Here is a 21902-nt window from a genome sequence, read left to right on the forward strand (position 1 = left end):
TCGCTGGTATCCCAGCAGTAAGCGCTGCCATGGGTGCGGGTTTGTGATGGCATCGCTGCCGCTGAATGTCCGCACCTGGGGCTGCCCCGATTGCGGCACCCAAGGCATTGACCGTGATGTAAATGCCGCCTGCAATATCTTACAAGCAGGCACCGCGCTGTTAGCCGGTGCTGAGAGTTGAAGTAATACCGAGGGTCACTCGGAAATCGACGCCTGTGGAGTTTGTATAAGACCGGCAATGCCAAGGCATTGCAGGCAACGGACAATGAAGCAGGAACCAGGAAGGCAACGACCTGGGAATCTGCCACTATAATCTCTGATTTAGTGGTCGGAGCATGTCAATGCACTTGCTTCTTCCCTTTCGACTACTCTTTCTTTTGTCTTATGCCGCATATTGCTGACGCAAAATTTGGATAATGATAGGTAAAGGTAAAGACGACCCAGAAGTAGCACTTCTAGAAGTCGACCAGCAAATGGGCGAGCGCTGTAAGGCAAAAGAAAGCAAAGCATTCCAGCTCTATGAAATCGCCAACGCTAATCTCAAAAAAGATGCTACTCCCAACTACTCCCAACGTAGGTGAAAATGAAAAATTTGGCGGCTAACGTGACCTCAAAGCACCCTGCACACTGGGCGCTCTTCAGTGCGATCACTCTTTTACTCATTAGCATCAGCAGCTCATGGGCTAATGACGAATCTCAGATCGACACCACTGAAAGCGAGTGCGGCCTTTCCGATCAGCAACGCCAAATGCTGACACTCGTTAACGAGGCAAGAAACCATGCCCGTCAATGTGGCGATCAAAAATTCCCAACAGTAAGCCCATTGAATTGGAGCTGCCAACTTGAGGCGGCTGCCGACATGCACGCCAAAAATATGGCCAAGAACAACTATTTTAGCCATACCGATTCCAACGGCGCAGGAGTTGAACAACGCGTCGATCATCATGGGTACGTATGGCAAGCAGTGGGTGAAAATATTGCGGCAGGCCACATATCGGCAGAAACCGTAATAAAAGGCTGGTTAGAAAGTCCCGGTCATTGCAGCAATATCATGAACGACGCGTTCACAGAAATGGGCATGGCAAGTGCCAACAATACTGACTCGCGGTACACAACTTATTGGGCACAGACATTAGGAACCCCCCGCTAAGCAATCGTGACTGCTCTCTGCCTTTCAGGCGAGGCTTCCACCTTGTGAGCTGCAACCGACGCGCGGCCGGTTTCACGCAAGCCTCATTGCCAGGAACCGACAGTCCTTCAGCCAGCAACATTAAATTGTCCCTAAAATCCGCCGTAATGGACGGCCGAAATCGCATTCTTCGGCGAACCATCAACAAGTTTTGTGCTGTAAGTAAGGTATACAAAGGTTTCCGTTTCAACATCGTGCATACGGACCACGCGCATGTTTTTGAAAAGCGCAGAGCGCCGCTGGTTAAAAACAACGTCTTGCTCGTCTACCTCGGCAGGGTCAAAAACAATCTCCCCCGTTTGCCGACAGGCCACACTCGCCTCGCTAGCTTCCTCAGCAAGCCCCACCGCACCAGAAATACCGCCCACTTGTGAGTAAGAAAGATAACAGGAAATTCCCTGCACCTTTGGGTCGTCAAATCGCTCTACTTCAATCGTGCTGTTCGGGCCAATCAACCTGAACTCCGTGCGCACACTACCAATATGAGCATCCTGTGCCAGTAGTACGGTGGGCAGCAGCAACGAAGACATTGCAACAAACGTGGTAGTTGTAATAAATGATTGGAATCGCATGAAAACGTCCTTGAAAACGAGCAGTGGTAGTGATGGGTGACTGCTTCTATCTAAAATCAGTCGCGGTAAAGGACATAGTGAGCGGAGACGCATCGGCTGGCCAGCGGCCTGCCTGCGAAGTGTCAACATTTTGTCCTTGCACTGCCTGTCTTTGAATCACATAACTTTGCTGGCCGTGGTGGCGAAGCGAGGCGGCAAGCTGGGTGATGGCAGCCACATCATTGCCACTCAACAAACCGATACGCGTTCCTGGTGCCATCCAAAAGCGTGCTTCCCCTGCGCTTGCCATCGGCTGTGGCGGCGCGGGTAGCGCATTGCGGCGATGCCACTCATTCAGCTCTTCAGTGGTGCCGATTACCAACAGTGGAGGCTGTTCCTCCCTCTGCAATTGTATGGGCGAGGCAAGTGATTCGGCGTCTCGCCCAAGCACCTGCCGTGCCAAAGGGTAAAGGGTGTCGTTTAGTGCCAGCACCTGTGTGGTTGGGTCTAGCATCAGCTGGCGCAGAATGGCCGGGGTTGGGCCAGGGTGGCGCAGCAGGTCGGCGCCTGGATCTATCTCAAGAGATCGAGGGCGAGCTGCTAAATGCAGCTCGAAGGGTTGGTGCGTGTCATGCATGGGTTGGCGCACGTAAACTGAACCCTCTTCGGTACTTACCACGAGCGGGATCTCCATCGGCCAAGGCGCATGTTGGCCGCTCTGAACCAGCGTGCCGCTGATCCGGTAGCCATCATCATGGGTTTCTGTTTGTACGGATTCTATATGCAGCGTAGGACGCCCTGGGCGAGTAAGCCAGGCGGTAAAGAAGGCTTGCTGTGACTCACCAGAAGCCATGCTAAAGGCGTCAATTAATGCCTGCCAATCCGCCGTGCGGTGCATCCACTCATTTGCAAGGTGACGTAGGCCGCGGTCAAACGCCTCATCGCCAATACGCTGGCGCAGCATGTGGAAGAGCATCGCGCCATGTTGGTAACCGATAAGGCGGCCTGCTGAGTCAGGGGCTCCGCGAAACGCGGCTAAGGCAACTTCTTGGCTGTTGGGCAGCGCAGCTAGGTCGGCCAGCCAGCGGCGACGAACGGTTTCGGCCTCGCCGCGCTGCTCCGCTAAAGCGTAATCGGCTAGATAGGTGGTTAGCGCTTCGGCCCAATTGCCGCTGGGATAGTCGATATTGACCCCCGCACCCCACCAGGCATGCATCAGTTCATGAGGCAGAGAGGTGCTAGGAATAAATGGCAGTGGTATAACCCGTTCACCTAGCAGCGTAAAACCAGGAAAAGCGAGACCGACAGGTGCGGGAGTCGCTGCGATAGAAAAGCTTTTATAGGGCAGTGGTCCCAGGCGGGCTTGAAAGAGCGTCAGCTGCTCGGCGGCGTGTTGTAAATATGTCTCACCAAAAGCGGCATTCAGCGTCTCAGGAAAGAGCGTGCGCAGGGTTACCCCGCCAACCTCACGTTTGCGAAGCTGCCAGGGGCCGGTAGCAATGTCTACGTCACGGGTGTTCGGATGGTAAAAACGCGCCACATAGTGGTTATCACGGGTGCGTTGCTCTTCAACCAGCGAGCCGGTAGCAACGGTGAGTTGCCCATCTGGCACACTAACGGTTAACACTAGGGGCATGGCGGTATCGCTTAAATCGGGATACCAACCAGCACGGGTGGGCAGCAAGCTACCTTCGATTGCTATTTGATGACGGCTGCCGGGCTGGGTTGCTGGCAGCATGCCCTCCCAGCGAAGCGTAATGGGCGTCGTGCTGTCTGCTTTGCTAGTAGCCTGGGGCAGTTGCCAGTACCCGTCAGACTCTTGAATGACCGTCAGCTCTTCATCGCCACGCAGCGCCGTGGTTAATGCTAAGCCTTCAAGCAAGCGAAAGCGGCTTTTAGTTAAGAGAGGTTGACGCAGTTCGCCTTGGAGCGACCGGGTGGCGGGGTCGAACTGAATGAACAAGGTGCGCTCAGCTGGTGCCTTGCTCGACTCTCCCCAGGCGAACCCTGCCATTAATAGCCATAACAGAGTACTTAGGGAGCTTAGCCATAATAACGGGCTGCGATAGCCGCGACATTGGAACATCGGGTTCCCCTGGGCAAAAATAGAAGATTTACATTATTGCGTGGCATTAAGAAGACCAATATGCGCGACAAACCCTGTATCTCCTAGCGAAAGAATAGCGCGGGGATGGCGCGCGACGCCTCAGCATGCCTATGTAGCCACACCTTCACAGAACGCTAGTTTGACAGCCAGTGGGTGTATTGCCGCAGATAAAGCGTTTTTGCTGGATTAAGTTAACAACAAAGTGAACGTTACAGGCCTGCTAGGCAGTGACATATTGTCAGCTGAGCATGCGACACCATCCTCATAGCCTTTGTGAAGCTTTAACAATCGAAACAACACACACTGATTGACCACTCCAGATTGCGAATGCTGGTGGCTCGGTCTCTTCCCGGTGGGTTGCGGAATTACTCGGTACTACAGAAGAAGCTGTACGAAAACGTGCTCAAAGAGGCGCCTTGATTGGTCGGCATACGTCTTCCGGAGATTGGAGTTTCCCCCGATTCCAGTTCGATGAAGCCCAGCGGCGACTGTTGCCCAACTTGGCGAAGTTGCGTTCTAGAACTCACTCCTGGACACCGGAAGAGCTGATTCGTTTTCTGTTAGTCCGACATGAGCCTCAGTCCACCGATGACACCTCACTCAAGCTGCTTCAGCGGGGCGAGATTGATCGGGTGCTGGAGCTTGCCGGGGTATACATGCAGCAGAGGCCATGAAATGGCTAGATTCCCGCAAGATACGGATACACTTGATTCTCTGCCTGTAAAAACGATTGCGACGAATACCGGCTTTTATCGAGTAAGCAGCACAAATCATTCCTCGGATGTTTTTTTATTCAAGAAACCTTGGAAATCGCTGGACACCGGCCGGTGGAGTGCTCGGAGTTTGCTATATGTCGGAAACACCGGTCGGCGCTTTGGCTGAATCAGTTTGTCGGAGTGTAGCTCATCTTGATGAACTGGAAATGGTTTCAACGCTAGCTGAGCTTAGACAACTCGGCATGTTTGAGCTGGTCCTGATGGACTCCGTCAACGTGCTGGATCTCACCGTTGCGCATCTTGGGTGATACAGGCTCGATGCCTCAATCCTGGGTGATTACGATCAACAGAGGCTGCCACCATGTCGCGTCATCGCGTTAATGGCAGCCGTCTTATTTTTCAATAACCCAACTGAATCATTCTTCGCCGGTATCTGGAAGATAGGCGCCGTCCTCGTCGTGCACTTCGCGGCCTGTCACGGGTGGGTTGAAAGCACAAATCAACCGCATATCCTCAGTGCCACCACGAAGCGTATGCTGATCATGCTTATCCAATGCATAGAGCGTCCCATCGCTTATTTCATGGGTTTCGCCAGTCGCTTTGTCCAGAATCGTGCCGTTACCGGCCACACAGTAAACTGCCTCCAGGTGATGCTTGTACCAGAGGTTCAGCTCGGCACCAGCCGGAATGATCGTTTCATGGAAGGAGAATCCCATGCCGTCGCTTTTTAACAGCATGCGACGACTCGTCCAGCCTGGGCCATGCACTTCACGTTCAGATCCGATAATGTCCTGAATTCTCACAATTTTCATTTTATTGCTCCAGCTATCGAAAAAACTAATCTATCGATGAAAATAGTTACAATCTACGGCGAGCTGGGCGGCCCGGATTAACTTCCGGTCGCCCACATCTTTTCTAAACGTAGAAGTCCAGGTCTTCCATCGATTTCAGTAAATCCCGCATCACGATCGGGTCCTCACCAAAGAAGAACACCAGTCCCCAGTGTGTGCCGAAGGCTGAACGGTCAGGAACCGTCTCTTCTGTTGGTGCCACCAGCTCGTGAGACTCGAAGTAAGGATGCTCAATACACTCCTTGGGCATTTCCAGTTTGCTGACCACGCGACGGCGCGGATAAACACCGAAGCAACCCGCGACACCTTTCGCACCCTCAACTTCCTTGGGGAAGAACGCAGCCACCTCCTCTTTCGTGCTCTTCGGGTCGAAAACCAGCATGGAGGCCTGGTAAGCATTGAATCCGTAGGCTCTTTCAATCAGTTCGAAAGCCTTGAACCCAGGCGGACGATAGGCTACTTCACCGAAGTACATCTCGCCGTCAGCTGTGACAAAGTATTCGGGATGAATCAGCCCGAACTTGATATCAAAGGTTTTTATCAGCAGTTCGATCTGCTTGGTAATCGCATTCCGCCAGCTTTCGAGCTCTTTGGTCGCTGGTACAAACACCGAATAACCCAGGGTGACGTACTCAGAAATGTTAAGGAACTGAATTTTGCCATCGTGAATCCAGGCTTCAACCGCGAATTCCCAACCACTGAGATGGCTTTCCATCAGCAATGGGTATTCTTCGGCCGGAATGTAGTCAATCTCTTCGACCGTGCGGATCATCCGGTGACCGAGGCAGCCAGCCTTGTCGAACGCCTTGACGTGGATAGGGTCATCCGGGTCACCGTCAAGCTTGAGCAGCGTCTGGTTAACACGCTTCATGAAGCGAACGATGTCTTCTTTCTCGTGGGCCTCTTCAAAAATACCAACCCGAATGCCACCAAGCTGAGCCCGGCGCTTCATTAGAGCCTTGTCGCGGAACAGAATGGACTGTCCGTACATACGGGGGCTATCCATCAACACAGAGTTGATAGCACCAGACCATTCTACCGTTTCCTCGAACAGAGGAATGGCAACATCAACGCCCTCTTCTTTTAGACGTGTCGCAATATCCATGGACCGATCATTCAGACGGACAAAATCCCACGAAATGAAAGGTATGTTGTTAGCGGCACAGAAATCCGTGGCCCACTCAGGTGCAACGACAATATAGCGGCGATCAAAGTTCTGTGCCGCTTTGATGGCATTGACGCTCCAGCCAAGCAGGGCGATGTAGCCCTTGTTCGGATCTTTCGGGGTTTCGGTGCCTTTGACCGACGGCATTTCCGGATCACGCCAAGACAGTACCTCTTGGCTGAGTGCTTCTTGAGAAAGTTTTGTTTCGTTTATATTCGACATTTAAATATCACCTCTTATTTTGCTATGGAGGAGCATTGGAGAGTAGTCGATTCAAAACAAACTACAGTTCCAATCCGCCTCAAACACAGGTGGCAGGCCATACAAGATACGATTTGCCTCCACCCCATCTTCACGCGAAATATATTTCTAATTGTTGCCTATGCATTATCAATTTCGACTGAAATACACTTATAGATAAAAATATTCTGGGATCAACATCCTAGATCCTTGAGCCCAGCTGCGTGACCAGCCGTGAAAAAAGAGCAACTTCGATAAGCTTTTTCAGACAGCGCAAACGAGTGAATATGCAGGGGTCCCAAGAACCGGTTTATGTAATTAAGTTGCGCCACTATTATGGAGGCCCCATGTACCCGCAACGCAGTATCTGGCTCATACCGCTTGTATGGAATGGTTGAAGGGTAACCAAAATTTACAATTTAATGTAAGCACGAAAAGGCGGAAGCTGTCCAAGGATAACCATTTGATCGTTTTCAACGTTAACCATCTCCGTTCCGTTCATGCCACGCTGCCAATCACAGTAGCGGCTGCCGTTTCTTCTTGATAAACAGTAGCCAGTGATTGAACCAGCCTTTGTACTTCTCAGCCCAATTATAGACTAATCCCGCTTTTATATCTTTGACCAGAACTCTAGCCGACTTGGGTACGTCGTTAGCTTCTATGGACACGACGACCAGAATATCGACTTTCTCGCGAAGCTCCGGTTGAAGTGGATGACACAGAGACACAGGGACACAGAGTCGAACAGCCAACGAGTGACGCATGCGCAAAGGATCAAGCGATTCATCCCGATAGTACGTCATGACATCGATAAAACCGCTGGGTTTCGCAGAGCACCAATCCACCGACGTCGCTGGTAGTGGCATAGTCGTTTAATTGCACATAGGCTGAGCCGTTGCAGGCCGGTTTTCAGGGATGTAAGTTGCATCTGTTACGAGCGATTCTTTTGAATCACGATGCTGCAGTAAAGCATTGTTCTTAAAATAAAAATCTATGCACAACCTTTTTAACTTCACCTCATGCACGAGCTGGTTTAATGCGACTTAGAACCAAACAATGTTTCAAATGTGATTGTTTTAGAGATGTTCTCTATCGGTGTCGGTACGAGAAGGTAATCGATTGGGTATTTCTGTGTAGTAAGTGCTTGGTTGAAGTCAAAACGCTTCATGAGCGTTCTTATCAATATGGCGGGACCTGGAAGAGCAAGAAGAAATGAACCAGGTCTAAAATCCTGTGGAAAATTTCTGGATTCGCGATTGAGACGGCTCGGTAGAGCCGGGTTTAATCCAGTGCTATAGGTGCTCCGTTAGCCACATGAATTGAACATTACGCTTCAACTCGCTAATGCTAATTCCTGAAGGAGCGAAATTGGCATGAGTAGGTTCTCGGCGCTGATTTAATCGTTTTTGACAGTCCTCCCCCATCGCAGCTTGCGCTGCAGTCTTACGCCCCACATCGCTGATGGCTTTAGAAAAAATAGCGACTTTCGACCATGCCCTTAACTTGCAAACTTTCCGTCGCGATCACTTGGTTCTAAAGCCCGTTCAGTTTTCATAACTTACCGTTTACCTGGAAATGCGTTGAGAATAGCTAATAGCCTACGCCCGGAATTTCTTATACATTATCTATACAGCGTACAAATTAGTTGCCGTTGCTCATGCTTTTCACATCAAGAGGAAACGCCAATGCTGACTGTTTTGGCCCAGTGGATGGCTGCTTTGCTGTTTGGGGGCATGCTGCTCTATTCGTTCGGTTTTGCGGCTTTTATGCTATCGACCTTACCCAGCGATATTGCACGCGCCTCGATCCGGCGCGCCTTCCCACATTTTTATCTGTTTGTTCTGGTGGTGGCCGCGGTGGCGGCCCTACTACTGTGGACGCTCGACCACGTGTCTTCACTACTGATGGCAGCGATTGCGCTGACGGTCATACCCACCCGCCAAAGGCTAATGCCAGCTATTAACCGCGCGACAGATGAAGGCCAGAAAAACCGCTTCAAGACACTACATGGCCTTTCGGTCGCAATCGGGCTTGTCCATATCGGTATTAATGCCTACGTGTTGGCACGCTTTGTTTAAGGCTCAAAGGGTATCGCTGGCCATTAACAGCTTAAAATTTTAAGCATCATCAATACGAGACAACTATGCGTGACGAACTTCCCTTAGCACACAATACGTCCATTATCACCGGCGCGAGTAGTGGTATCGGTTGGGCTCTTGCACAACAGCTGGCGCACCGTGGACACACCCTTTATTTACTGGCGCGTCGTGAAGCCCCGCTGCTAGCATGCCTGGAAACTTTGCAACAGCGCTATCCCAAGGGTAACTTTCACGTCCTGCCAGGGGATCTTATCGATCCGCGCCAGCGCCACGGGGTATTAACCCGGCTAAGAACCGCCATAGGGACGTCATCGGTGGACGCAATTATTCACTGCGCGGGTACTGGATTGCCCGCCGCGAACCTTGCCGATTGGCACCCCGATGACCTGAGCGATGCCCTTCAACTCAACACCGTCGTGCCTCTTGCTCTTGTTAATATGCTGCTGCCTTGTATGACACCCCTGCCTGTGCCATGTCGGATCGTATTGGTCGGCGCGGGTATTGATAGGCACGTTCAACGCGGTACCGGTAGCTACGGCGTCAGCAAGATGGCTATGCGACGCTTGTTCGAACAGCTTCATGAAGAATTGACGTCACAGCCAGCCGAGATCGCGCTGATGCAGCCAGGCGTGGTGGATACGCCAGGGCTTCGCCAGCACATTCGCACCGCCCGGGCGATGAAATTGCCGCATGCCGACTACCTGCAGACACAGTTAGACACCGGTCAGGCATTTAGCGCAGAAACCGTCGGCGAGCGACTTGCCACCCTTCTTGATGTGAGCACATCGCAAGCGTCTTTCAGCGGTCGGGAATGGCGCACAGCTGAGATATACAGCAATGAAGGGGGTTAACGTTGAGTGACTGTAGGCAATAAAAACGGCTTTAAGCCGCGTGATTGCTAGCTTAATGGGGTAACGTGGGGGGGCTTGATGCTCAAAGCATCCTGGGAAACGCCACAACAGTTGAAGGCCGACATTGGAACCGCCAGCATTCTTAAAGGTGGCAGGGTTGTTTTCAATATTGGTGGTAACAAATACCGAGTCATACTCTCTATTCGGTATGAGCAGCAAATTGCTTGGGTTCGTTTCGTTGGCACCCACGCCCAGTACGATAAAGTCGATGCGGAGACAATATAATGAATATTCAGCCTATCCATAATGGAGCCGATCTTGACCGCGCATTTGCTCGTCTTGAGGAGCTTTGGGCTGCTGAGCCAGGTACTCCTGAAGCAGACGAGATCGAAGTGCTCTCAATTCTCATAGAGAAATATGAGGACAAACATTACCCCATCGGGCCGTCTGATCCTATTGAGGCGATCAAATTCCGCATGGAACAGCAGGGGCTTACGCCGCGCGATCTTGAAGCATACATAGGCTCTAGCGGCCGAGTTTCAGAAGTACTGAACCGCAAGAGAAAACTCAGCCTACGCATGATCAAGAACCTGCATGAAGGACTGCGAATCCCTTATGAGAGCTTGATGAGTCAGGCCGCTTAATTATTCAGCCGCACATTAGCGGGTTTTTTATCGAACAGCGCGGAATACTCCACCCAAGCCACCGCATTGGGTGGCGATGGATAGCGTAGCTCCCGCAGGACGCTTTGCGCCCTGACTTCTTACATAAAGCCAGCTAAATTGTAAGAAATGAAAACCTAACGCACCTACAAATACCGCTTCTACCCAACGCCCGGGCAGGCTACCCTGCTGGCGCGGACGTTTGGGTGCGTGCGGCATGTTTGGAATGCGGTGTTGCGCTACCGCACCGATGCGTTCTACGAGCGTCAGAAAAAGATTGGTTACAACGACGCCAGCGCGTTCTTAACGCAGTTGAAAAAACAGCCGGATACCGCGTTTTTGGCTGAAGTCAGTTCGGTGTCGTTGCAACAGTGCTTGCGCCATCAACAACGCGCGTTTAAGCGTTTCTTTGCCAAGCGGGCGCGCTATCCCAGTTTTAAATCCAAAAAGCACCGCCAGTCAGCGACGTATGCCAGTTCGGCATTTGCGGACCATGAAGGTCAGATCACGCTAGCCAAGTGCAGCGAGCCGCTTAACATTCGCGCTGGAGCCGTGACCTACCATCGGCACCTAGCTCCGTGACGGTATTCCAAGACCGTGCCGGCCGGTACTTCATCAGCTGCCTGAGCAAGGTCGAGTCAGAGGCGCTGCCGGTCACGCCTAAAATGAAGGTCGCTCGCTGTCACGCCAAGATCGCTGACACACCAAGATCGCTGACACGCGACGTGACCACCTCCACATGCGTGCGCGGCGCGGTTTGATCAGGCTGTCCGGTTCTGACAGCCAACGGTGGACGCAGTTTTGGCTCATGGGCTTGCTGCCAATCGCCCACCTGGGCGGAGGTTTGGACCATACCCGTTCAGCGTTTGGCCGCTACGTGGCCAAGGCCGTGTTCTGGACACCGGCGGCGGTGTTGCCCTGCCCCAGAATTTCCTGGACGGCGTTGGATGCTGATCGCGCCCAGGTCACCATAAAACATCGGGACCTGACACAGTCAGTTGATCTGACTGTGGCGGCGGATGGTCAGCCAACAGAGATCCGTTTTGAGCGATGGAGCAATGCCAATCCAGAGAAACAGCATCGGCTGCAACCATTCGGCGGGTATCTCTCCGAATTTCGGTACTTCGGCGGGGTTCGTCTGCCTACTCATGTAACTATCAATGATCGATTTCTAGTGCGCAATGACAGGCTTCACATTGTTCATTGAGTACAACAAGAAACGTATTTTGACTTTAACCTTGTGCGGGTGACTCCATGCTGTGCCGACTGATAGCATGCAGTGGGCCAATATCGGCTGCCTGAAGATCAGGTAGCCGATGACGACTCCAATGGAAAACTCCGCGTAGTAGAGTGTCATTCCTGACAGACAGGCTGTTGACGGCGATGATCAGGCGTAGGCGCCGTCGCGATATTTTGACTTCCTGGCGGCTGGAATAACCCGGATGAGCCGCAATATTGCGCAATGTTGATAGCGCCATGCCGATTGACCAGCTGCAGAACCGCCGCATTCCGGCCTCTGACGCCGGAATAAGCAGCGTGTAGTCCTGTGCCAGCTGCAGGTGGTGGTGGGCCACGCCAACCAGATAGCGAATTCCTTCGCGATAGCCAGAGTGATCCTGCCAGTTCTTTGACTGTGTAAGGTCGATACCTCGTGCGGCGAACACATCCCGCGGCAGCCAGCAGATGCCCCGCTGTTGGTCGTCCCAGACATCTTTCAGAATATTGGTCATCTGCAGGCCTTGGCCAAAGGCAACAGACAGGCGCAGCATGTCTTCCTGTTGGGCACGGATCTGTGGGCTCTTGCCGGCAAACAAGCGGGTGAGCATTTCGCCAACGCAGCCGGCCACAATGTAGCAGTAGTCTCGCAGGCAGGTGCTGCTTTCCAAGCCATAAGGGGATTTCAGATGCTCAAAAACGGCCATGCCCTGGCACATGGTATGCAGACAGTCACGCAGTGCCGCCTGCTGTTCCAGCGGCAGCTCACCAAAGGCGCGTAGCACACTGGGCGTTTCGGCCACTAGTTCGCGTTCCAATGGGTCATTGATCAGGCCGGTCTCCAGCAAGGTGGTAGCAAACGCTTGAGCTGCATCCCCATCGTCCAGCCCTGCCAGCAGGCGCTGATAATGAATATCTTTATCCTGCGGTGCCATCTCGGTGCTGTCTTCTACAGTGTCGGCAATCCGGCACAGCAGGTAGGCATTGGTGATGACTGGACGCAGGCTTTCTGGCAGCTGGGGAATGGTCAGAGCAAAGGTACGTGAAACACCCGGTAATAACCGATCCTGTAAAGCAAGAGACTCAGGTTTCATGGCAGTATCATCGCCGCTTGTAAAGGCATGGACGTTTTCCGTTCAAACCTGATCCAATCAGGCGAGGGCGCGCTCGCCGGGTAGTCGGCTGAGCTCAGTTGGCATTGTATAAGCACTCAGGATAGATACATAGTACAAGCCTTGTCCAATATGAAGTGAGTCTGAAGGGAAGTGTTATTTCCAATTAACCCCTTGATGTAGCGGATTAGACCTCCACCCGATGAAGGATCATGCCATGAACATTTCGACTGAAATCTCCTTTACACCTTGGAATAAAGGCAAGTTGGTTGGGCAGAAGGCGCCTCTGCTTCTTAGAGATATTTGGACCATCCGTGTTCGTCTACAGATTGCCAAAAAGACAAGAGACCTCGCCCTCTTCAATTTAGCCATCGATAGCAAATTACGAGGCTGCGACCTCGTCAATTTACGAGTAGGGATATAGCCCATGGTGCGTGCATATCTCCACGAGCCATCCTGATGCAGCAAAAAAACGCATCGACTTGTCCAGTTCGAAATAACCGAGCAAACTCGTATTGCTATTATGAACTGGATACAGCTTGCTCAACTCAGAAACGAAGACTTCTTGTTTCCCAGCCGAATCAATAGCGCAAAGCATCTCTCTACGCGCCAATATGCCCGTATTGTGAAAGCCTGGGTCACCGAAATAGGTCTCGATGCGTCAATGTATGGCACGCACACGATGCGCCGTACAAAAGCCTCACTCATATACCGCCGTGCGAAAAACTTGAGAGCAGTGCAATTACTTCTGGGTCACACGAAGCTGGAAAGCATGGTCAGATATCTTGGGATTGAAGTAGATGATGCTCTGGAAATTGCTGAATAAACTGAAGTTTAGTTGTAGCAAACAACGGTCCTGGCTAGGCCGTCGTTATCGGCCAAGAGCAGTCTTTTAGGTGACACTGATATAATGCGGAGGGCTGCGGTTGCCGAACCCAGCCATCCAGTGCTTCCAAAGGACGTTTCACATTCACGAGGCTGAAGTAGCTGGCCCAGCCACACGGGACCGGAACCAGTTCTTCGAACACTCGTCGTATGTTGCGCCCTCTGTCACGCTTGGGGATATCGCGGCCACGCTGCATCAGGCGCTGCAGGCCGGCCTTGGTGAAGGTTAACCGTGCCAGCTTGTGCCGGGTCAGCGTGTAGCCCAGATATCCTTGGTTCCAGGGGCGGTCCACCGCCCAGCGGTGCCCGGCAATGACGTGGGCCTTCATCGCCGAGACAGCCTGATGGGCGCTGCGTTTGGGGCAATAGCCGTGGCTCGATTCGGAGAGTTCCGGATCGAAGATCATAGTCAGCACCTGCAACAACACCTGCTGGATCAGTCGGTGACCGTGGAAATACCGAGCTGTCGCGTCCCGCCCTTGGGCTTGGGAATTTCAACGGCTCGGACTGGGCTGGGGGCCGGGGGCTGGGGTGGTGCTCACCGGCCACCAGCCGCTCACGCAGCGTTGGCCAGTGTTGTTTCAAGTGATCCGTCAGCTGCTGCACCGTCATGCCGTCGGCACCCGGTGCCCCTTTGTTGGCGACCACCCTTCGTTAAGCCCGCGCCATGTTGGTTTTCTCTACGACAGCCTCCATGAGCTGGGCAGGCTCGGCTTTCGTCCTCGATGACAGCGCCGGGGCGGCAGACCACCAGATCTCCCAGGGTAAGGCGTGCGACGTTGTTTGGCGCATCCATGCGCCTCCCCTTTCAGGCTTACGCTCAAATTCGTTCCCGACGAATTTGTTCCGCTTATGCCTGTCGGATATACGTCATAGCGTTCCGTGCAAGTAGCGGGCTTTAATGATAGTTGCCACCTCACCCCGCCATGAAGCCTCGTATCCGCTTTCTATTCGGCTAGGCGCCCCATCGAGCCAGCGCTTCGCCTCGGGCTTCCTTCATATTCCCCCCTTGCGAGAGACGCCCTTGCTGTCGGCTAGCACTTTCCCTTTGGGCTTGCAGTGGAGTTTCACCCCCAGCAGCACCCTCGGGTACAGCGCCAGTCCGTCGCTGCACGCCATGCCTGCGCGCAACACCAACGCCCCCGGAGTTCCGGGGGCGTTGGTGTTGCTAGATTCTCAATTTACCGAGAGTGTCAGTAGCTCTCATTGAGGACCGCTTCCGGGAAGTGGCGACGCAACATCCGGTTCTGGAAGTCGTCCACGAAGCGGCTGTTGATGATGATTATGAACCGCTCGAAGGGTGCCTCGCTGTCGAGCTGTTCGATCCCGTCGACACTGTGGAATAGCCGGTCATCGCTCAGATGAAGGATATCACCCGGATTCAGGGTGATATCGACCAAGGGTTGCGTGCCAGCCTTGTCTGCGTAGAGGTGGTTTTCGGCGCCCACCACGTTTTCCCGATTGATGACCAGAATGCTTAGGGCTTTGCACCCATCGGCATGAATTCCCTGTCCCTGAAGGGTCGATGTTGCCTTCTCCGCGAACCCCAGTGATCTGCATCAGAATGGGTTCGTGCGCACCGATACTCCACAGCCTTGCCCAGGCGCGAACGAAGGCCTTCACATCAGGGCGTACTATGAATTCCCGAGTCAGCGGATCATAGTACCGCCGGCGATCCGCCATGCTTTCCGCGTCGTTGAAGGCCCCCCCCTGGGCCATGGGGCATTGGCCCATATCCTCGACATCTCCCTGATCATTCAAGACGAGCCATGACATCCGCTTCCATCGCTGGTTAACATAGGGATCGCGCGGCAGGTCAGCGGTAAACCCCTGCCAGGCGGTCAGATCGATTCGCTCCCGAATATCGGCTTTCGCCCAATTCTGATGCCTCAGCGCCTCGGTCACTCCCGGACTCCAATAATCGGCGAGTGAATCGGCAGGCATCGAGGTGAGGTCGAAACCGTGCTTGAGAGTATCGAGTTTCATGTTGGTATTCTCCTGTTAATTAGGCGAAATTGCCCGGTGTTGCCGGTGTAAACACCGTGGTCAACAGGAGGAAAATGAAAAGATTTGCAAGGATATGTCAAAGAAGCGTACTGAAAAAGAGTGATTTTGTTGAAAAAAGGATCAGGTCAATGATGACTTATATGTGTAGGTTATCTCCTAAAAATAGGTGTAGGATAATTATAACAAAGTGCCTATTGTTACCATTATGATGGTTCTTGACAGTGTTTTTTCTTTAAGTGGATCCCATGACTGCCAGCAATTCTCGACATCACAGAGATCCGGAACGCCTTAAGGAGAACCGCAGGGAGTTTTCCGGTGCGCCCGTGTTGAAGGTGTCAAAGACACCTTTAACGGATGGCATCGATTCGCGTGATGCTGGCATGGAAGAAGTCGAGTTAGTGCGCCGCCAGTATCTGGAGAGTGAGCAGCGATTCCGCGCCCTGCTGGAGAGTCTGCCAAAGGTGGCGGTCCAGGGGTATGATCGCGATCGGCGAGTGATTTACTGGAATGAGGGTAGCACTCGTCTCTATGGCTATACCGCTGAAGAAGCCCAGGGAGAGTTGCTGGAAGATCTGATCATTCCTGCCTTCATGCGTGACGAAGTGATCCAGGCGCACTCTGCCTGGATCAAAGAAGGGGTCGATATACCCGCCGATGAACTCGAGCTCAAGCACAAAACCGGTGAACTGATATCGGTCTTTTCGCAGCATCTGATGCTCAATGAGCATACCGACTCGCCCTTGATGTTCTGCGTGGATGTCGATCTTTCCGACCAAAAGCGCGCCCACCGTGACCTGGAATTTGCCACCCATTTCGACAGGCTCACCCACCTACCTAACCGCCAGACCTTCGAGGTCGACCTGGACAGTCAGTTGGATTCCTGTCGACGCCAGGACAATGGCCTGGCGACCATCTACCTGGACATCGATCACTTCGTCGAGATCAACGATGCCCTTGGCTATGATCAGGGCGATAGCCTGCTCGTTGAACTGACTAGGCGACTAAGAGAGTGCAAGCGAGTCACCGACCTGGTGTCTCGTGTCTCTAGCGATGAATTCGTGCTGGCCTTTCCCGGCGTCCACTCAGCCCCCGATGTCAGACGGGTCGTTCGTCATGTCCAGAATGTCTTTCGGGAACCTTTCGTCCTGGATGGTCGGGAGCGTCAGGTCACGGCCTGCCTGGGCGTGGCGCTCTTTCCCGAGAATGGTGAATCGTCACGCGAATTGATCCGTAATGCCGATGTTGCCAAGAATCGTGCCAAACTGGAGGGCCGGGGTGCTGTACGTTTATTCCAACAGAAGCTCCATGATGACTTGGTTCGCCAGCACCATCTCTCGGCGCGACTCGAGGAAGCCCTGGATAACGGTGAATTTTCCCTCCATTACCAGCCCCAGGTCGCGGCGGCCAGTGGACGAATAGAGAATCTTGAGGCCTTGTTACGCTGGGAGCCTGCCGAGGGCCCGACGATCTCGCCTGCCGAGTTTATCCCACTGGCCGAGCGTTCCGGTTTGATCCATCGTCTGGGCGACTGGGTCATCGAAGAGGCTTGCCGCCAGCAGGTGAAATGGCGTGCCAAAGGATTTCATGAGCACCGCATCGACATCAATGTCTCGGGTCGTCAACTGGTGCGTCCCGATGCCCTCAAGAACTTCGAGGACTCGCTGCAGCGTCACGGCTTATTTCCGCGGGATATCGGCATCGAATTGACCGAGAATGTTCTGATCGAAGCCGACGAAACCGTCCTCGAGGACCTGCGGCGCCTCTATCATCGCGGTTTTCGCATTGCTATCGACGACTTCGGGACCGGTTATTCCTCCCTGAGCTATCTCAAGCACTTTCCAGTCACCGCCCTGAAGATCGATCGCTCCTTCATCCACGACGCTCCCACACAGCCGAAGGATAGGGCCATCATGGAGGGTGCCATCTTCATCGGTCATCGGTTGGGGTTGGAGGTGGTGGCCGAGGGCGTCGAGAACGCCGAACAATTATCATTGCTTCGCGAGATGCATTGCGACCTCGTCCAGGGGTTTTTCTTCTACCGTCCGATGCCTGCCAAGGAAATCGACAGCCTGCTGGGCAGTTTCGTGCCTAGTCACGAAGGGCTGTCGAGCTAAGCCTCGACGTAATTTGATTTACAATCCCCGGGGTTGCAGTTGCAATACCCTGGAGTCCTTGCGAACGACATCAATACCCCTCGATCGCTTGGATTGACCCTGTGGCGCCAAACCTGGCCCATGGCAATCGGTGTCTTGTCAATTTACGAGTAGGGATATAGCCCATGGTGCGTGCATATCTCCACGAGCCATCCTGATGCAGCAAAAAAACGCATCGACTTGTCCAGTTCGAAATAACCGAGCAAACTCGTATTGCTATTATGAACTGGATACAGCTTGCTCAACTCAGAAACGAAGACTTCTTGTTTCCCAGCCGAATCAATAGCGCAAAGCATCTCTCCCCGCGCCAATACGCCCGTATCGTGAAAGCCTGGGTCACCAAAATAGGTTTAGATGCGTCAATCTATAGCACGCAAACAATGCGCCGCACCAAAGCATCGCTGATATACCGTCGCACGAAAAACTTAAGGGCAGTACAGCTGCTCCTGGGTCACACACGAAGCTTGAAAGCACCGCCAGGTATCTAAGAATAGAGGTAGATGACGCGTTGGAAATGGCAGAACAAACAGAAGTTTGATGAGGATGAACGACAGCCTAATTCGGGCCGTTGTTGTCCGGCCAAAAGCGGTCTTTCAGTGAGAACTGATATAATGCCGCCGTCACGCGCTTGTCGCCTAATGTTTGCAAATCTAGGGGAACCAGAGCAAAAATCGTGGATATTTCAAAGGAGGAAAGGATCTAACTAACTGATTTCACTGGCGTCCCTGGCAGGAGTCGAACCTGCGACCTGCCGCTTAGGAGGCGGCTGCTCTATCCTACTGAGCTACAGGGACTTACGGGGCGCATAGTATAGCGTGTTGGTGAGTGCCAGCCAACCGCGCTGGCTAAATCCACCCTAGAAGGCGCAATATGAAGATGCCCGCAGTGACGGTGACACTCGCCATTAAAGTAGTAATCGCGATGATATTGGCGGCCAACGCCACATTACCGTTAATGGCTTTAACCATCACGAAGCTCGCAGCGGCGGTTGGGCTTGCGAAGAAAAAAAATAACAACCCTAACTGCTCATCAGAAAAGCCCACGGCCCATGCCGCTAGCGTGGAGAGGAACGGCAACACCATCATTTTCATGCTACTGGCGCTTAACGCTACTTGGCTGCCGTTACGCAGGGTGGCGACCGAGAGCGTTGCGCCAATACAGATCAATGCCAGCGGTAACGTTAACGATGCGAAGTAATCCCCTGAGGTGATCAGCCAACTGGGCAGCGGAATCGATAACGCCGTGAATGGCAGCGCAGCGAATACAGAAATAATCAATGGGTTAGTAACGATATGTTTTAGAAGACTGCGCCAATCGGTTGATTGATCGGGCTGGTAAGCCGCCAGAGCTACCACGGAGAGTGCGTTGTATATGACAATAACCACTCCGAGCAGCAGACTACCGGCAGAAAGGCCGTAGTTACCATACATTCCGGCCGCAAGCGCTAATCCAACGACACCGCAATTACCACGGAACGCGCCCTGCACATAAATACCTCGGTCAGCTTTAGGCACTCGATAGCTGGCCCATACCCAACTAATAAAAAATTGGCCTAGGGTCGCGGCAGCAAAAAACAGCAGTAGCGACACGTCCAACGCAATGCTTAGGTCTGCTTTGATCAAACTCATAAAAATGAGCGCGGGGAGCGTTGCTTTGAAAACTAGAGCTGACGCCGTGTTAACAAACCCACTATCAATCCACTTTAGGCGCTTCAGGCCAATACCCGCGAACACCATAGCAAAGACAGGCAACGTGACTTCTAACGTGTGGAAAAATAACTCAAGTAAGTTCACAAAAGCACTCTCAAGAAAATAAGCAAAGGCTTATATTCCACCCTCACTCGACGTTTGTCGACTGATCTAACCCGCAGATACGCAAGCCACGTGATATGCAAATCACACAGCTATTCAAATATTGACATTGGATCTTGTGCCTTTGCTAGCTTGACCACCACACTGTCACGCCCCTTACCTTTGGCATCGTAACTGGCAGCATCTGCCCGGGAAAGCGCGTCCTCTACGTTAGTGTCGGTCTCGTCGAAGCTGGTCACACCGATGCTCAGCGTCACGGTGTACTCTTTACCTTCGTGGACAACCGATACTTCGCTTACCGCTTGGCGTAAGGATTCAGCGATGCGTTGCGCTTGACCTAATGTACAGCTAGGCAATAACACTCCAAACTCGTCGCCACCTTGACGTGCCACGTGGTCACTACGACGAACTTCCCACGCCACTACTTGAGCGATACGACGAAGCATTTCGTCCCCTAGCGCATGCCCCCCCTCATCGTTAACTGGCTTGAAGTGATCAAGGTCGAACAGTAATAGCGCCGACGGCGTGCTGGTTTTCTGGAAGTCAGCAAAGGCTTCTTCAAGGCGACGCTCAAAGCCACGGCGATTGAGTAAGCCGGTTAATGGATCATGCTCAGCCTCCCAGCGTTGAAGGGCTTCCTGCTCTCGGCGCTCGGTAATGTCTTTTACTACGCCAACCAAGCCCAGCGAATGCCCACCTTGGGAAAGCATGACCACACGGGCATGTATATCAAGCCACAGCATTTCTTTGTCGCTGCGAATAAAGCGCAGTTGCCGGACGTAGTCATTACCGGTTTTCAGGCTATGCGCCCACATATCCTTTGCGCCGGAACGATCGTCGTTATGGATTTGTTCCAACCAGGCTTCCATGGGTATATCCGATTCAATGCCCAAGATTTCTAACAATGCAGGGTTCATGTAAGTAATGTTGCCGCCAAAGTCAGCTACAAACATTCCTTGGGGCGAAGCGTTGAGCACCGAATCCAAAAACGCTTCTCGCTCTTGCAGATGCTCAACAAGTTGCTGACGCTCACTTTCAACACGATTAAACGTGCTGGCCACCTGCTTCAGCTCTTGCATATTGGTTTTAAGATCAACGTAAGAGCGACGACCAAGGCCCACGTAGCCAATCTGTTTTTCCAGCCGACTTAGCGGCGTTAAAATGCGCGCTAACAACCACCACAAAACAGGCATCATTAGCGCCGCCGCAACGACCCAAATCCACCAAAGCTTATGGATAAAACCGGAAAGCGGCTGCTGCGCTTGCTCAAGAGGTAAGAACAACCCTACCACCCAGTTCGCCGGCCATACCTGCGCGTAGGACTGCAAGCCAATTCGACCATCAAGTAACTTACCAACGCCATCGCCTTGCCAACCATCGAGCGCCAGATCTAACAGGGGGATAGTCGTTGCATCGAAAGTGTCATTATTAATGAGCACCCTATTCGGGTGATACAATACTTTTCCAGTGGCAGTAGAAACCGCTGCATACCCTTCGCTACCCAACCGAATAGTTGCCAGTCGTTTAAATAGACCACTGCTGTCTAAGCTGACCACCCCACCAATGAAGCCAGCAAATCGCCCGTTGCTGTCTAATCGAGGAACGCTCACTAACACCATTGACCTTTTGCTAGCGCGACCAACAAAAGGCTCGCTGACATAAGGCCTGCGCGCGCCTTTCAACATTTTAAAGTATTCAAGCTCTGATGTTTCAAGGCCCACTCGCCCGATTAGCGTTGGCCAATCTGACACGATTTTTCCATTACTATCGCTAACAACGATAGCGTCAAACCATGCCAATAGCGCATCGTTTTTACGCAGTTCATAGCCAAGCCACTCAGGGTCATTCGACATTCCAAGGATGCGGTTCAATCGTTCTAGCGCTTCGAAACGGTGGTCAATCTGCTGGGTAACTTCGTCTGCAATCAGGTCAGCTTCGTAGCGCATGTGGGCCATGTTGGTTTCTTGCACCATGACTTTTCCCACCTGCCACGCCATCCCCAACACCAAGCCAGCCAATAACAATAGCGCGCACAAAAGTCCCAGCAGCAGCTGGCCTTTCAAGGTGCTAAGAATTGATTTACTCAGCATTAATTTCTTAGACATCGATTTCCTAGACATCGATCTTATGAACATCGGCATTTTGCAGGCAGAAGTCAGACGAACCGACCAACTTTGTTGTGTAAGCATTTATTACCACTGCGTCCAATGAATCTGCCCCAATCGCGTTGTCAGCCGATAACTTACCAAAATGGTGAGAAAAGTGCGCGTTGGTATAATTCAACGTGG

The 21902-nt window shown here is 52.6% G+C and carries 25 protein-coding genes, 1 tRNA gene and 2 pseudogenes; 14 read left to right on the plus strand and 14 right to left on the minus strand.

What is annotated here, in order from left to right:
- Positions 1–181: zinc ribbon domain-containing protein (locus ELY33_RS06115; protein ID WP_136624665.1), on the plus strand; the 181-nt coding region annotated here is incomplete at its 5' end.
- A gap of 402 nt (positions 182–583) precedes the next feature.
- A complete protein-coding gene (locus ELY33_RS06125) occupies positions 584–1150 on the plus strand; it encodes a CAP domain-containing protein (RefSeq protein ID WP_126945500.1) in 567 nt (188 codons plus the stop codon).
- A gap of 131 nt (positions 1151–1281) precedes the next feature.
- On the opposite strand, the gene ELY33_RS06130 is transcribed toward ELY33_RS06125, so the two are convergent.
- Both ELY33_RS06130 and ELY33_RS06135 read right to left on the minus strand, forming a co-directional pair.
- Positions 1282–1761, minus strand: a complete 480-nt coding sequence (locus tag ELY33_RS06130) for a CreA family protein (protein ID WP_126945503.1) — start codon at positions 1759–1761, stop codon at positions 1282–1284.
- Between the two features lie 46 nt (positions 1762–1807).
- A complete protein-coding gene (locus ELY33_RS06135) occupies positions 1808–3826 on the minus strand; it encodes a M1 family metallopeptidase (protein WP_126945506.1) in 2019 nt (672 codons plus the stop codon).
- Positions 3827–4263: 437 nt separating this feature from the next.
- On the opposite strand from ELY33_RS06135, the gene ELY33_RS06140 reads away from it, so the two are divergent.
- On the plus strand, positions 4264–4521 hold the full coding sequence (locus tag ELY33_RS06140; RefSeq protein ID WP_126945510.1) for a hypothetical protein: 258 nt from the start codon (positions 4264–4266) through the stop codon (positions 4519–4521).
- A gap of 176 nt (positions 4522–4697) precedes the next feature.
- A complete protein-coding gene (locus tag ELY33_RS17800) occupies positions 4698–4871 on the plus strand; it encodes a hypothetical protein (protein ID WP_167470048.1) in 174 nt (57 codons plus the stop codon).
- 108 nt (positions 4872–4979) lie between these two features.
- Here ELY33_RS17800 and ELY33_RS06145 read toward each other — a convergent pair whose 3' ends face one another.
- From ELY33_RS06145 to ELY33_RS06155, 3 genes are all read right to left on the minus strand, one after another.
- Complete coding sequence (locus tag ELY33_RS06145) at positions 4980–5375, minus strand: ectoine synthase (RefSeq protein WP_126945513.1); 396 nt, start codon at positions 5373–5375, stop codon at positions 4980–4982.
- Between the two features lie 103 nt (positions 5376–5478).
- On the minus strand, positions 5479–6726 hold the full coding sequence (locus ELY33_RS06150; protein WP_126945573.1) for an ATP-grasp domain-containing protein: 1248 nt from the start codon (positions 6724–6726) through the stop codon (positions 5479–5481).
- A 608-nt stretch (positions 6727–7334) separates the two neighbouring features.
- Positions 7335–7685: a hypothetical protein gene (locus ELY33_RS06155; RefSeq protein ID WP_126945516.1), complete on the minus strand. Its 351-nt coding sequence runs from the start codon at positions 7683–7685 to the stop codon at positions 7335–7337.
- 819 nt (positions 7686–8504) lie between these two features.
- Between ELY33_RS06155 and ELY33_RS06165 the strand changes: the two genes are divergently transcribed.
- From ELY33_RS06165 to ELY33_RS06180, 4 genes are all read left to right on the plus strand, one after another.
- Positions 8505–8897, plus strand: coding sequence for a DUF4149 domain-containing protein (locus ELY33_RS06165; RefSeq protein WP_126945521.1), 393 nt, complete (start codon positions 8505–8507; stop codon positions 8895–8897).
- Positions 8898–8962: 65 nt separating this feature from the next.
- Complete coding sequence (locus tag ELY33_RS06170; RefSeq protein WP_126945524.1) at positions 8963–9769, plus strand: SDR family NAD(P)-dependent oxidoreductase; 807 nt, start codon at positions 8963–8965, stop codon at positions 9767–9769.
- A 78-nt stretch (positions 9770–9847) separates the two neighbouring features.
- Entirely contained in the window at positions 9848–10054 is a 207-nt protein-coding gene (locus tag ELY33_RS06175; RefSeq protein ID WP_126945527.1) for a type II toxin-antitoxin system HigB family toxin, read from the plus strand.
- On the plus strand, positions 10054–10413 hold the full coding sequence (locus ELY33_RS06180) for a helix-turn-helix domain-containing protein (RefSeq protein ID WP_126945530.1): 360 nt from the start codon (positions 10054–10056) through the stop codon (positions 10411–10413). Before ELY33_RS06175 ends, ELY33_RS06180 begins: the two co-directional genes overlap by 1 nt.
- A gap of 27 nt (positions 10414–10440) precedes the next feature.
- Here ELY33_RS06180 and ELY33_RS17805 read toward each other — a convergent pair whose 3' ends face one another.
- Positions 10441–10650 carry a hypothetical protein gene (locus ELY33_RS17805; RefSeq protein WP_167470047.1) on the minus strand — a complete coding sequence of 70 codons (210 nt, stop codon included), beginning with the start codon at positions 10648–10650 and terminating at the stop codon, positions 10441–10443.
- Here ELY33_RS17805 and ELY33_RS06185 point away from each other — a divergent pair.
- Together ELY33_RS06185 and ELY33_RS06190 are read left to right on the plus strand one after the other, a co-directional pair.
- A pseudogene (locus tag ELY33_RS06185) lies at positions 10618–11099 on the plus strand (RNA-guided endonuclease InsQ/TnpB family protein); the annotation flags it as partial. The gene ELY33_RS17805 and the pseudogene ELY33_RS06185 overlap by 33 nt on opposite strands.
- Before the next feature lie 71 nt (positions 11100–11170).
- Entirely contained in the window at positions 11171–11638 is a 468-nt protein-coding gene (locus tag ELY33_RS06190) for a DUF6544 family protein (protein ID WP_340148105.1), read from the plus strand.
- A gap of 25 nt (positions 11639–11663) precedes the next feature.
- Here ELY33_RS06190 and ELY33_RS06195 read toward each other — a convergent pair whose 3' ends face one another.
- Complete coding sequence (locus ELY33_RS06195) at positions 11664–12740, minus strand: phytoene/squalene synthase family protein (RefSeq protein WP_126945536.1); 1077 nt, start codon at positions 12738–12740, stop codon at positions 11664–11666.
- Between the two features lie 499 nt (positions 12741–13239).
- Here ELY33_RS06195 and ELY33_RS18420 point away from each other — a divergent pair.
- Positions 13240–13584, plus strand: a pseudogene (locus ELY33_RS18420) (tyrosine-type recombinase/integrase); the annotation flags it as partial.
- Between the two features lie 34 nt (positions 13585–13618).
- On the opposite strand, the gene ELY33_RS06205 reads toward ELY33_RS18420, so the two are convergent.
- Both ELY33_RS06205 and ELY33_RS06210 read right to left on the minus strand, forming a co-directional pair.
- Complete coding sequence (locus ELY33_RS06205; protein WP_126945539.1) at positions 13619–14050, minus strand: group II intron maturase-specific domain-containing protein; 432 nt, start codon at positions 14048–14050, stop codon at positions 13619–13621.
- A 149-nt stretch (positions 14051–14199) separates the two neighbouring features.
- A complete protein-coding gene (locus ELY33_RS06210; RefSeq protein WP_126945542.1) occupies positions 14200–14439 on the minus strand; it encodes a hypothetical protein in 240 nt (79 codons plus the stop codon).
- A 105-nt stretch (positions 14440–14544) separates the two neighbouring features.
- Here ELY33_RS06210 and ELY33_RS06215 point away from each other — a divergent pair, with 105 nt between their 5' ends.
- Positions 14545–14853, plus strand: coding sequence for a hypothetical protein (locus ELY33_RS06215; RefSeq protein ID WP_126945546.1), 309 nt, complete (start codon positions 14545–14547; stop codon positions 14851–14853).
- Here ELY33_RS06215 and ELY33_RS18210 read toward each other — a convergent pair.
- Entirely contained in the window at positions 14837–15094 is a 258-nt protein-coding gene (locus tag ELY33_RS18210) for a 2OG-Fe dioxygenase family protein (RefSeq protein ID WP_340148106.1), read from the minus strand. The two genes, ELY33_RS06215 and ELY33_RS18210, sit on opposite strands and share 17 nt — an antisense overlap.
- Entirely contained in the window at positions 15015–15419 is a 405-nt protein-coding gene (locus ELY33_RS06220; protein ID WP_279629869.1) for a 2OG-Fe dioxygenase family protein, read from the minus strand. The genes ELY33_RS18210 and ELY33_RS06220 overlap by 80 nt, the downstream gene beginning before the upstream one ends.
- 611 nt (positions 15420–16030) lie before the next feature.
- Between ELY33_RS06220 and ELY33_RS06225 the strand changes: the two genes are divergently transcribed.
- Both ELY33_RS06225 and ELY33_RS18065 read left to right on the plus strand, forming a co-directional pair.
- Positions 16031–17764, plus strand: a complete 1734-nt coding sequence (locus ELY33_RS06225) for a putative bifunctional diguanylate cyclase/phosphodiesterase (RefSeq protein WP_167470050.1) — start codon at positions 16031–16033, stop codon at positions 17762–17764.
- Positions 17765–18024: 260 nt separating this feature from the next.
- Positions 18025–18291 carry a tyrosine-type recombinase/integrase gene (locus ELY33_RS18065; protein WP_244208569.1) on the plus strand — a complete coding sequence of 89 codons (267 nt, stop codon included), beginning with the start codon at positions 18025–18027 and terminating at the stop codon, positions 18289–18291.
- A 229-nt stretch (positions 18292–18520) separates the two neighbouring features.
- Here the strand turns inward: ELY33_RS18065 and ELY33_RS06235 are convergent.
- The 3 genes from ELY33_RS06235 to ELY33_RS06245 form a co-directional block, all read right to left on the minus strand.
- A tRNA-Arg gene (locus ELY33_RS06235) sits at positions 18521–18597 on the minus strand.
- Between the two features lie 51 nt (positions 18598–18648).
- On the minus strand, positions 18649–19596 hold the full coding sequence (locus tag ELY33_RS06240; RefSeq protein ID WP_126945549.1) for an AEC family transporter: 948 nt from the start codon (positions 19594–19596) through the stop codon (positions 18649–18651).
- Between the two features lie 110 nt (positions 19597–19706).
- The gene (locus ELY33_RS06245) at positions 19707–21719 is read right to left on the minus strand and encodes a sensor domain-containing diguanylate cyclase (protein ID WP_244208570.1); all 2013 of its coding nucleotides are present in this window, start codon (positions 21717–21719) and stop codon (positions 19707–19709) included.
- Positions 21720–21902 lie beyond the last annotated feature (183 nt).

The sequence above is a fragment of the Vreelandella andesensis genome, from assembly GCF_003989795.1.
Classification (GTDB): domain Bacteria; phylum Pseudomonadota; class Gammaproteobacteria; order Pseudomonadales; family Halomonadaceae; genus Vreelandella; species Vreelandella andesensis.

Excerpts from the sequence above, each read along its gene's own strand:
- ELY33_RS06180 (WP_126945530.1), top strand. The coding sequence starts at position 10,054 with ATGAATATTCAGCCTATCCATAATGGAGCCGATCTTGACCGCGCATTT.
- ELY33_RS06150 (WP_126945573.1), bottom strand. The coding sequence starts at position 6,726 with ATGCCGTCGGTCAAAGGCACCGAAACCCCGAAAGATCCGAACAAGGGC.
- ELY33_RS06170 (WP_126945524.1), top strand. The coding sequence starts at position 8,963 with ATGCGTGACGAACTTCCCTTAGCACACAATACGTCCATTATCACCGGC.
- ELY33_RS06175 (WP_126945527.1), top strand. The coding sequence starts at position 9,848 with ATGCTCAAAGCATCCTGGGAAACGCCACAACAGTTGAAGGCCGACATT.
- ELY33_RS17800 (WP_167470048.1), top strand. The coding sequence starts at position 4,698 with ATGTCGGAAACACCGGTCGGCGCTTTGGCTGAATCAGTTTGTCGGAGT.
- ELY33_RS06220 (WP_279629869.1), bottom strand. The coding sequence starts at position 15,419 with ATGTCATGGCTCGTCTTGAATGATCAGGGAGATGTCGAGGATATGGGC.
- ELY33_RS18065 (WP_244208569.1), top strand. The coding sequence starts at position 18,025 with ATGAACTGGATACAGCTTGCTCAACTCAGAAACGAAGACTTCTTGTTT.
- ELY33_RS06215 (WP_126945546.1), top strand. The coding sequence starts at position 14,545 with ATGATAGTTGCCACCTCACCCCGCCATGAAGCCTCGTATCCGCTTTCT.
- ELY33_RS17805 (WP_167470047.1), bottom strand. The coding sequence starts at position 10,650 with ATGCCGCACGCACCCAAACGTCCGCGCCAGCAGGGTAGCCTGCCCGGG.
- ELY33_RS06245 (WP_244208570.1), bottom strand. The coding sequence starts at position 21,719 with ATGTCTAAGAAATTAATGCTGAGTAAATCAATTCTTAGCACCTTGAAA.
- ELY33_RS06145 (WP_126945513.1), bottom strand. The coding sequence starts at position 5,375 with ATGAAAATTGTGAGAATTCAGGACATTATCGGATCTGAACGTGAAGTG.
- ELY33_RS06195 (WP_126945536.1), bottom strand. The coding sequence starts at position 12,740 with ATGAAACCTGAGTCTCTTGCTTTACAGGATCGGTTATTACCGGGTGTT.
- ELY33_RS06130 (WP_126945503.1), bottom strand. The coding sequence starts at position 1,761 with ATGCGATTCCAATCATTTATTACAACTACCACGTTTGTTGCAATGTCT.
- ELY33_RS06190 (WP_340148105.1), top strand. The coding sequence starts at position 11,171 with ATGCGTGCGCGGCGCGGTTTGATCAGGCTGTCCGGTTCTGACAGCCAA.
- ELY33_RS06165 (WP_126945521.1), top strand. The coding sequence starts at position 8,505 with ATGCTGACTGTTTTGGCCCAGTGGATGGCTGCTTTGCTGTTTGGGGGC.
- ELY33_RS06155 (WP_126945516.1), bottom strand. The coding sequence starts at position 7,685 with ATGCCACTACCAGCGACGTCGGTGGATTGGTGCTCTGCGAAACCCAGC.
- ELY33_RS06125 (WP_126945500.1), top strand. The coding sequence starts at position 584 with ATGAAAAATTTGGCGGCTAACGTGACCTCAAAGCACCCTGCACACTGG.
- ELY33_RS06205 (WP_126945539.1), bottom strand. The coding sequence starts at position 14,050 with ATGATCTTCGATCCGGAACTCTCCGAATCGAGCCACGGCTATTGCCCC.
- ELY33_RS06225 (WP_167470050.1), top strand. The coding sequence starts at position 16,031 with ATGGAAGAAGTCGAGTTAGTGCGCCGCCAGTATCTGGAGAGTGAGCAG.
- ELY33_RS06210 (WP_126945542.1), bottom strand. The coding sequence starts at position 14,439 with ATGGATGCGCCAAACAACGTCGCACGCCTTACCCTGGGAGATCTGGTG.
- ELY33_RS06135 (WP_126945506.1), bottom strand. The coding sequence starts at position 3,826 with ATGTTCCAATGTCGCGGCTATCGCAGCCCGTTATTATGGCTAAGCTCC.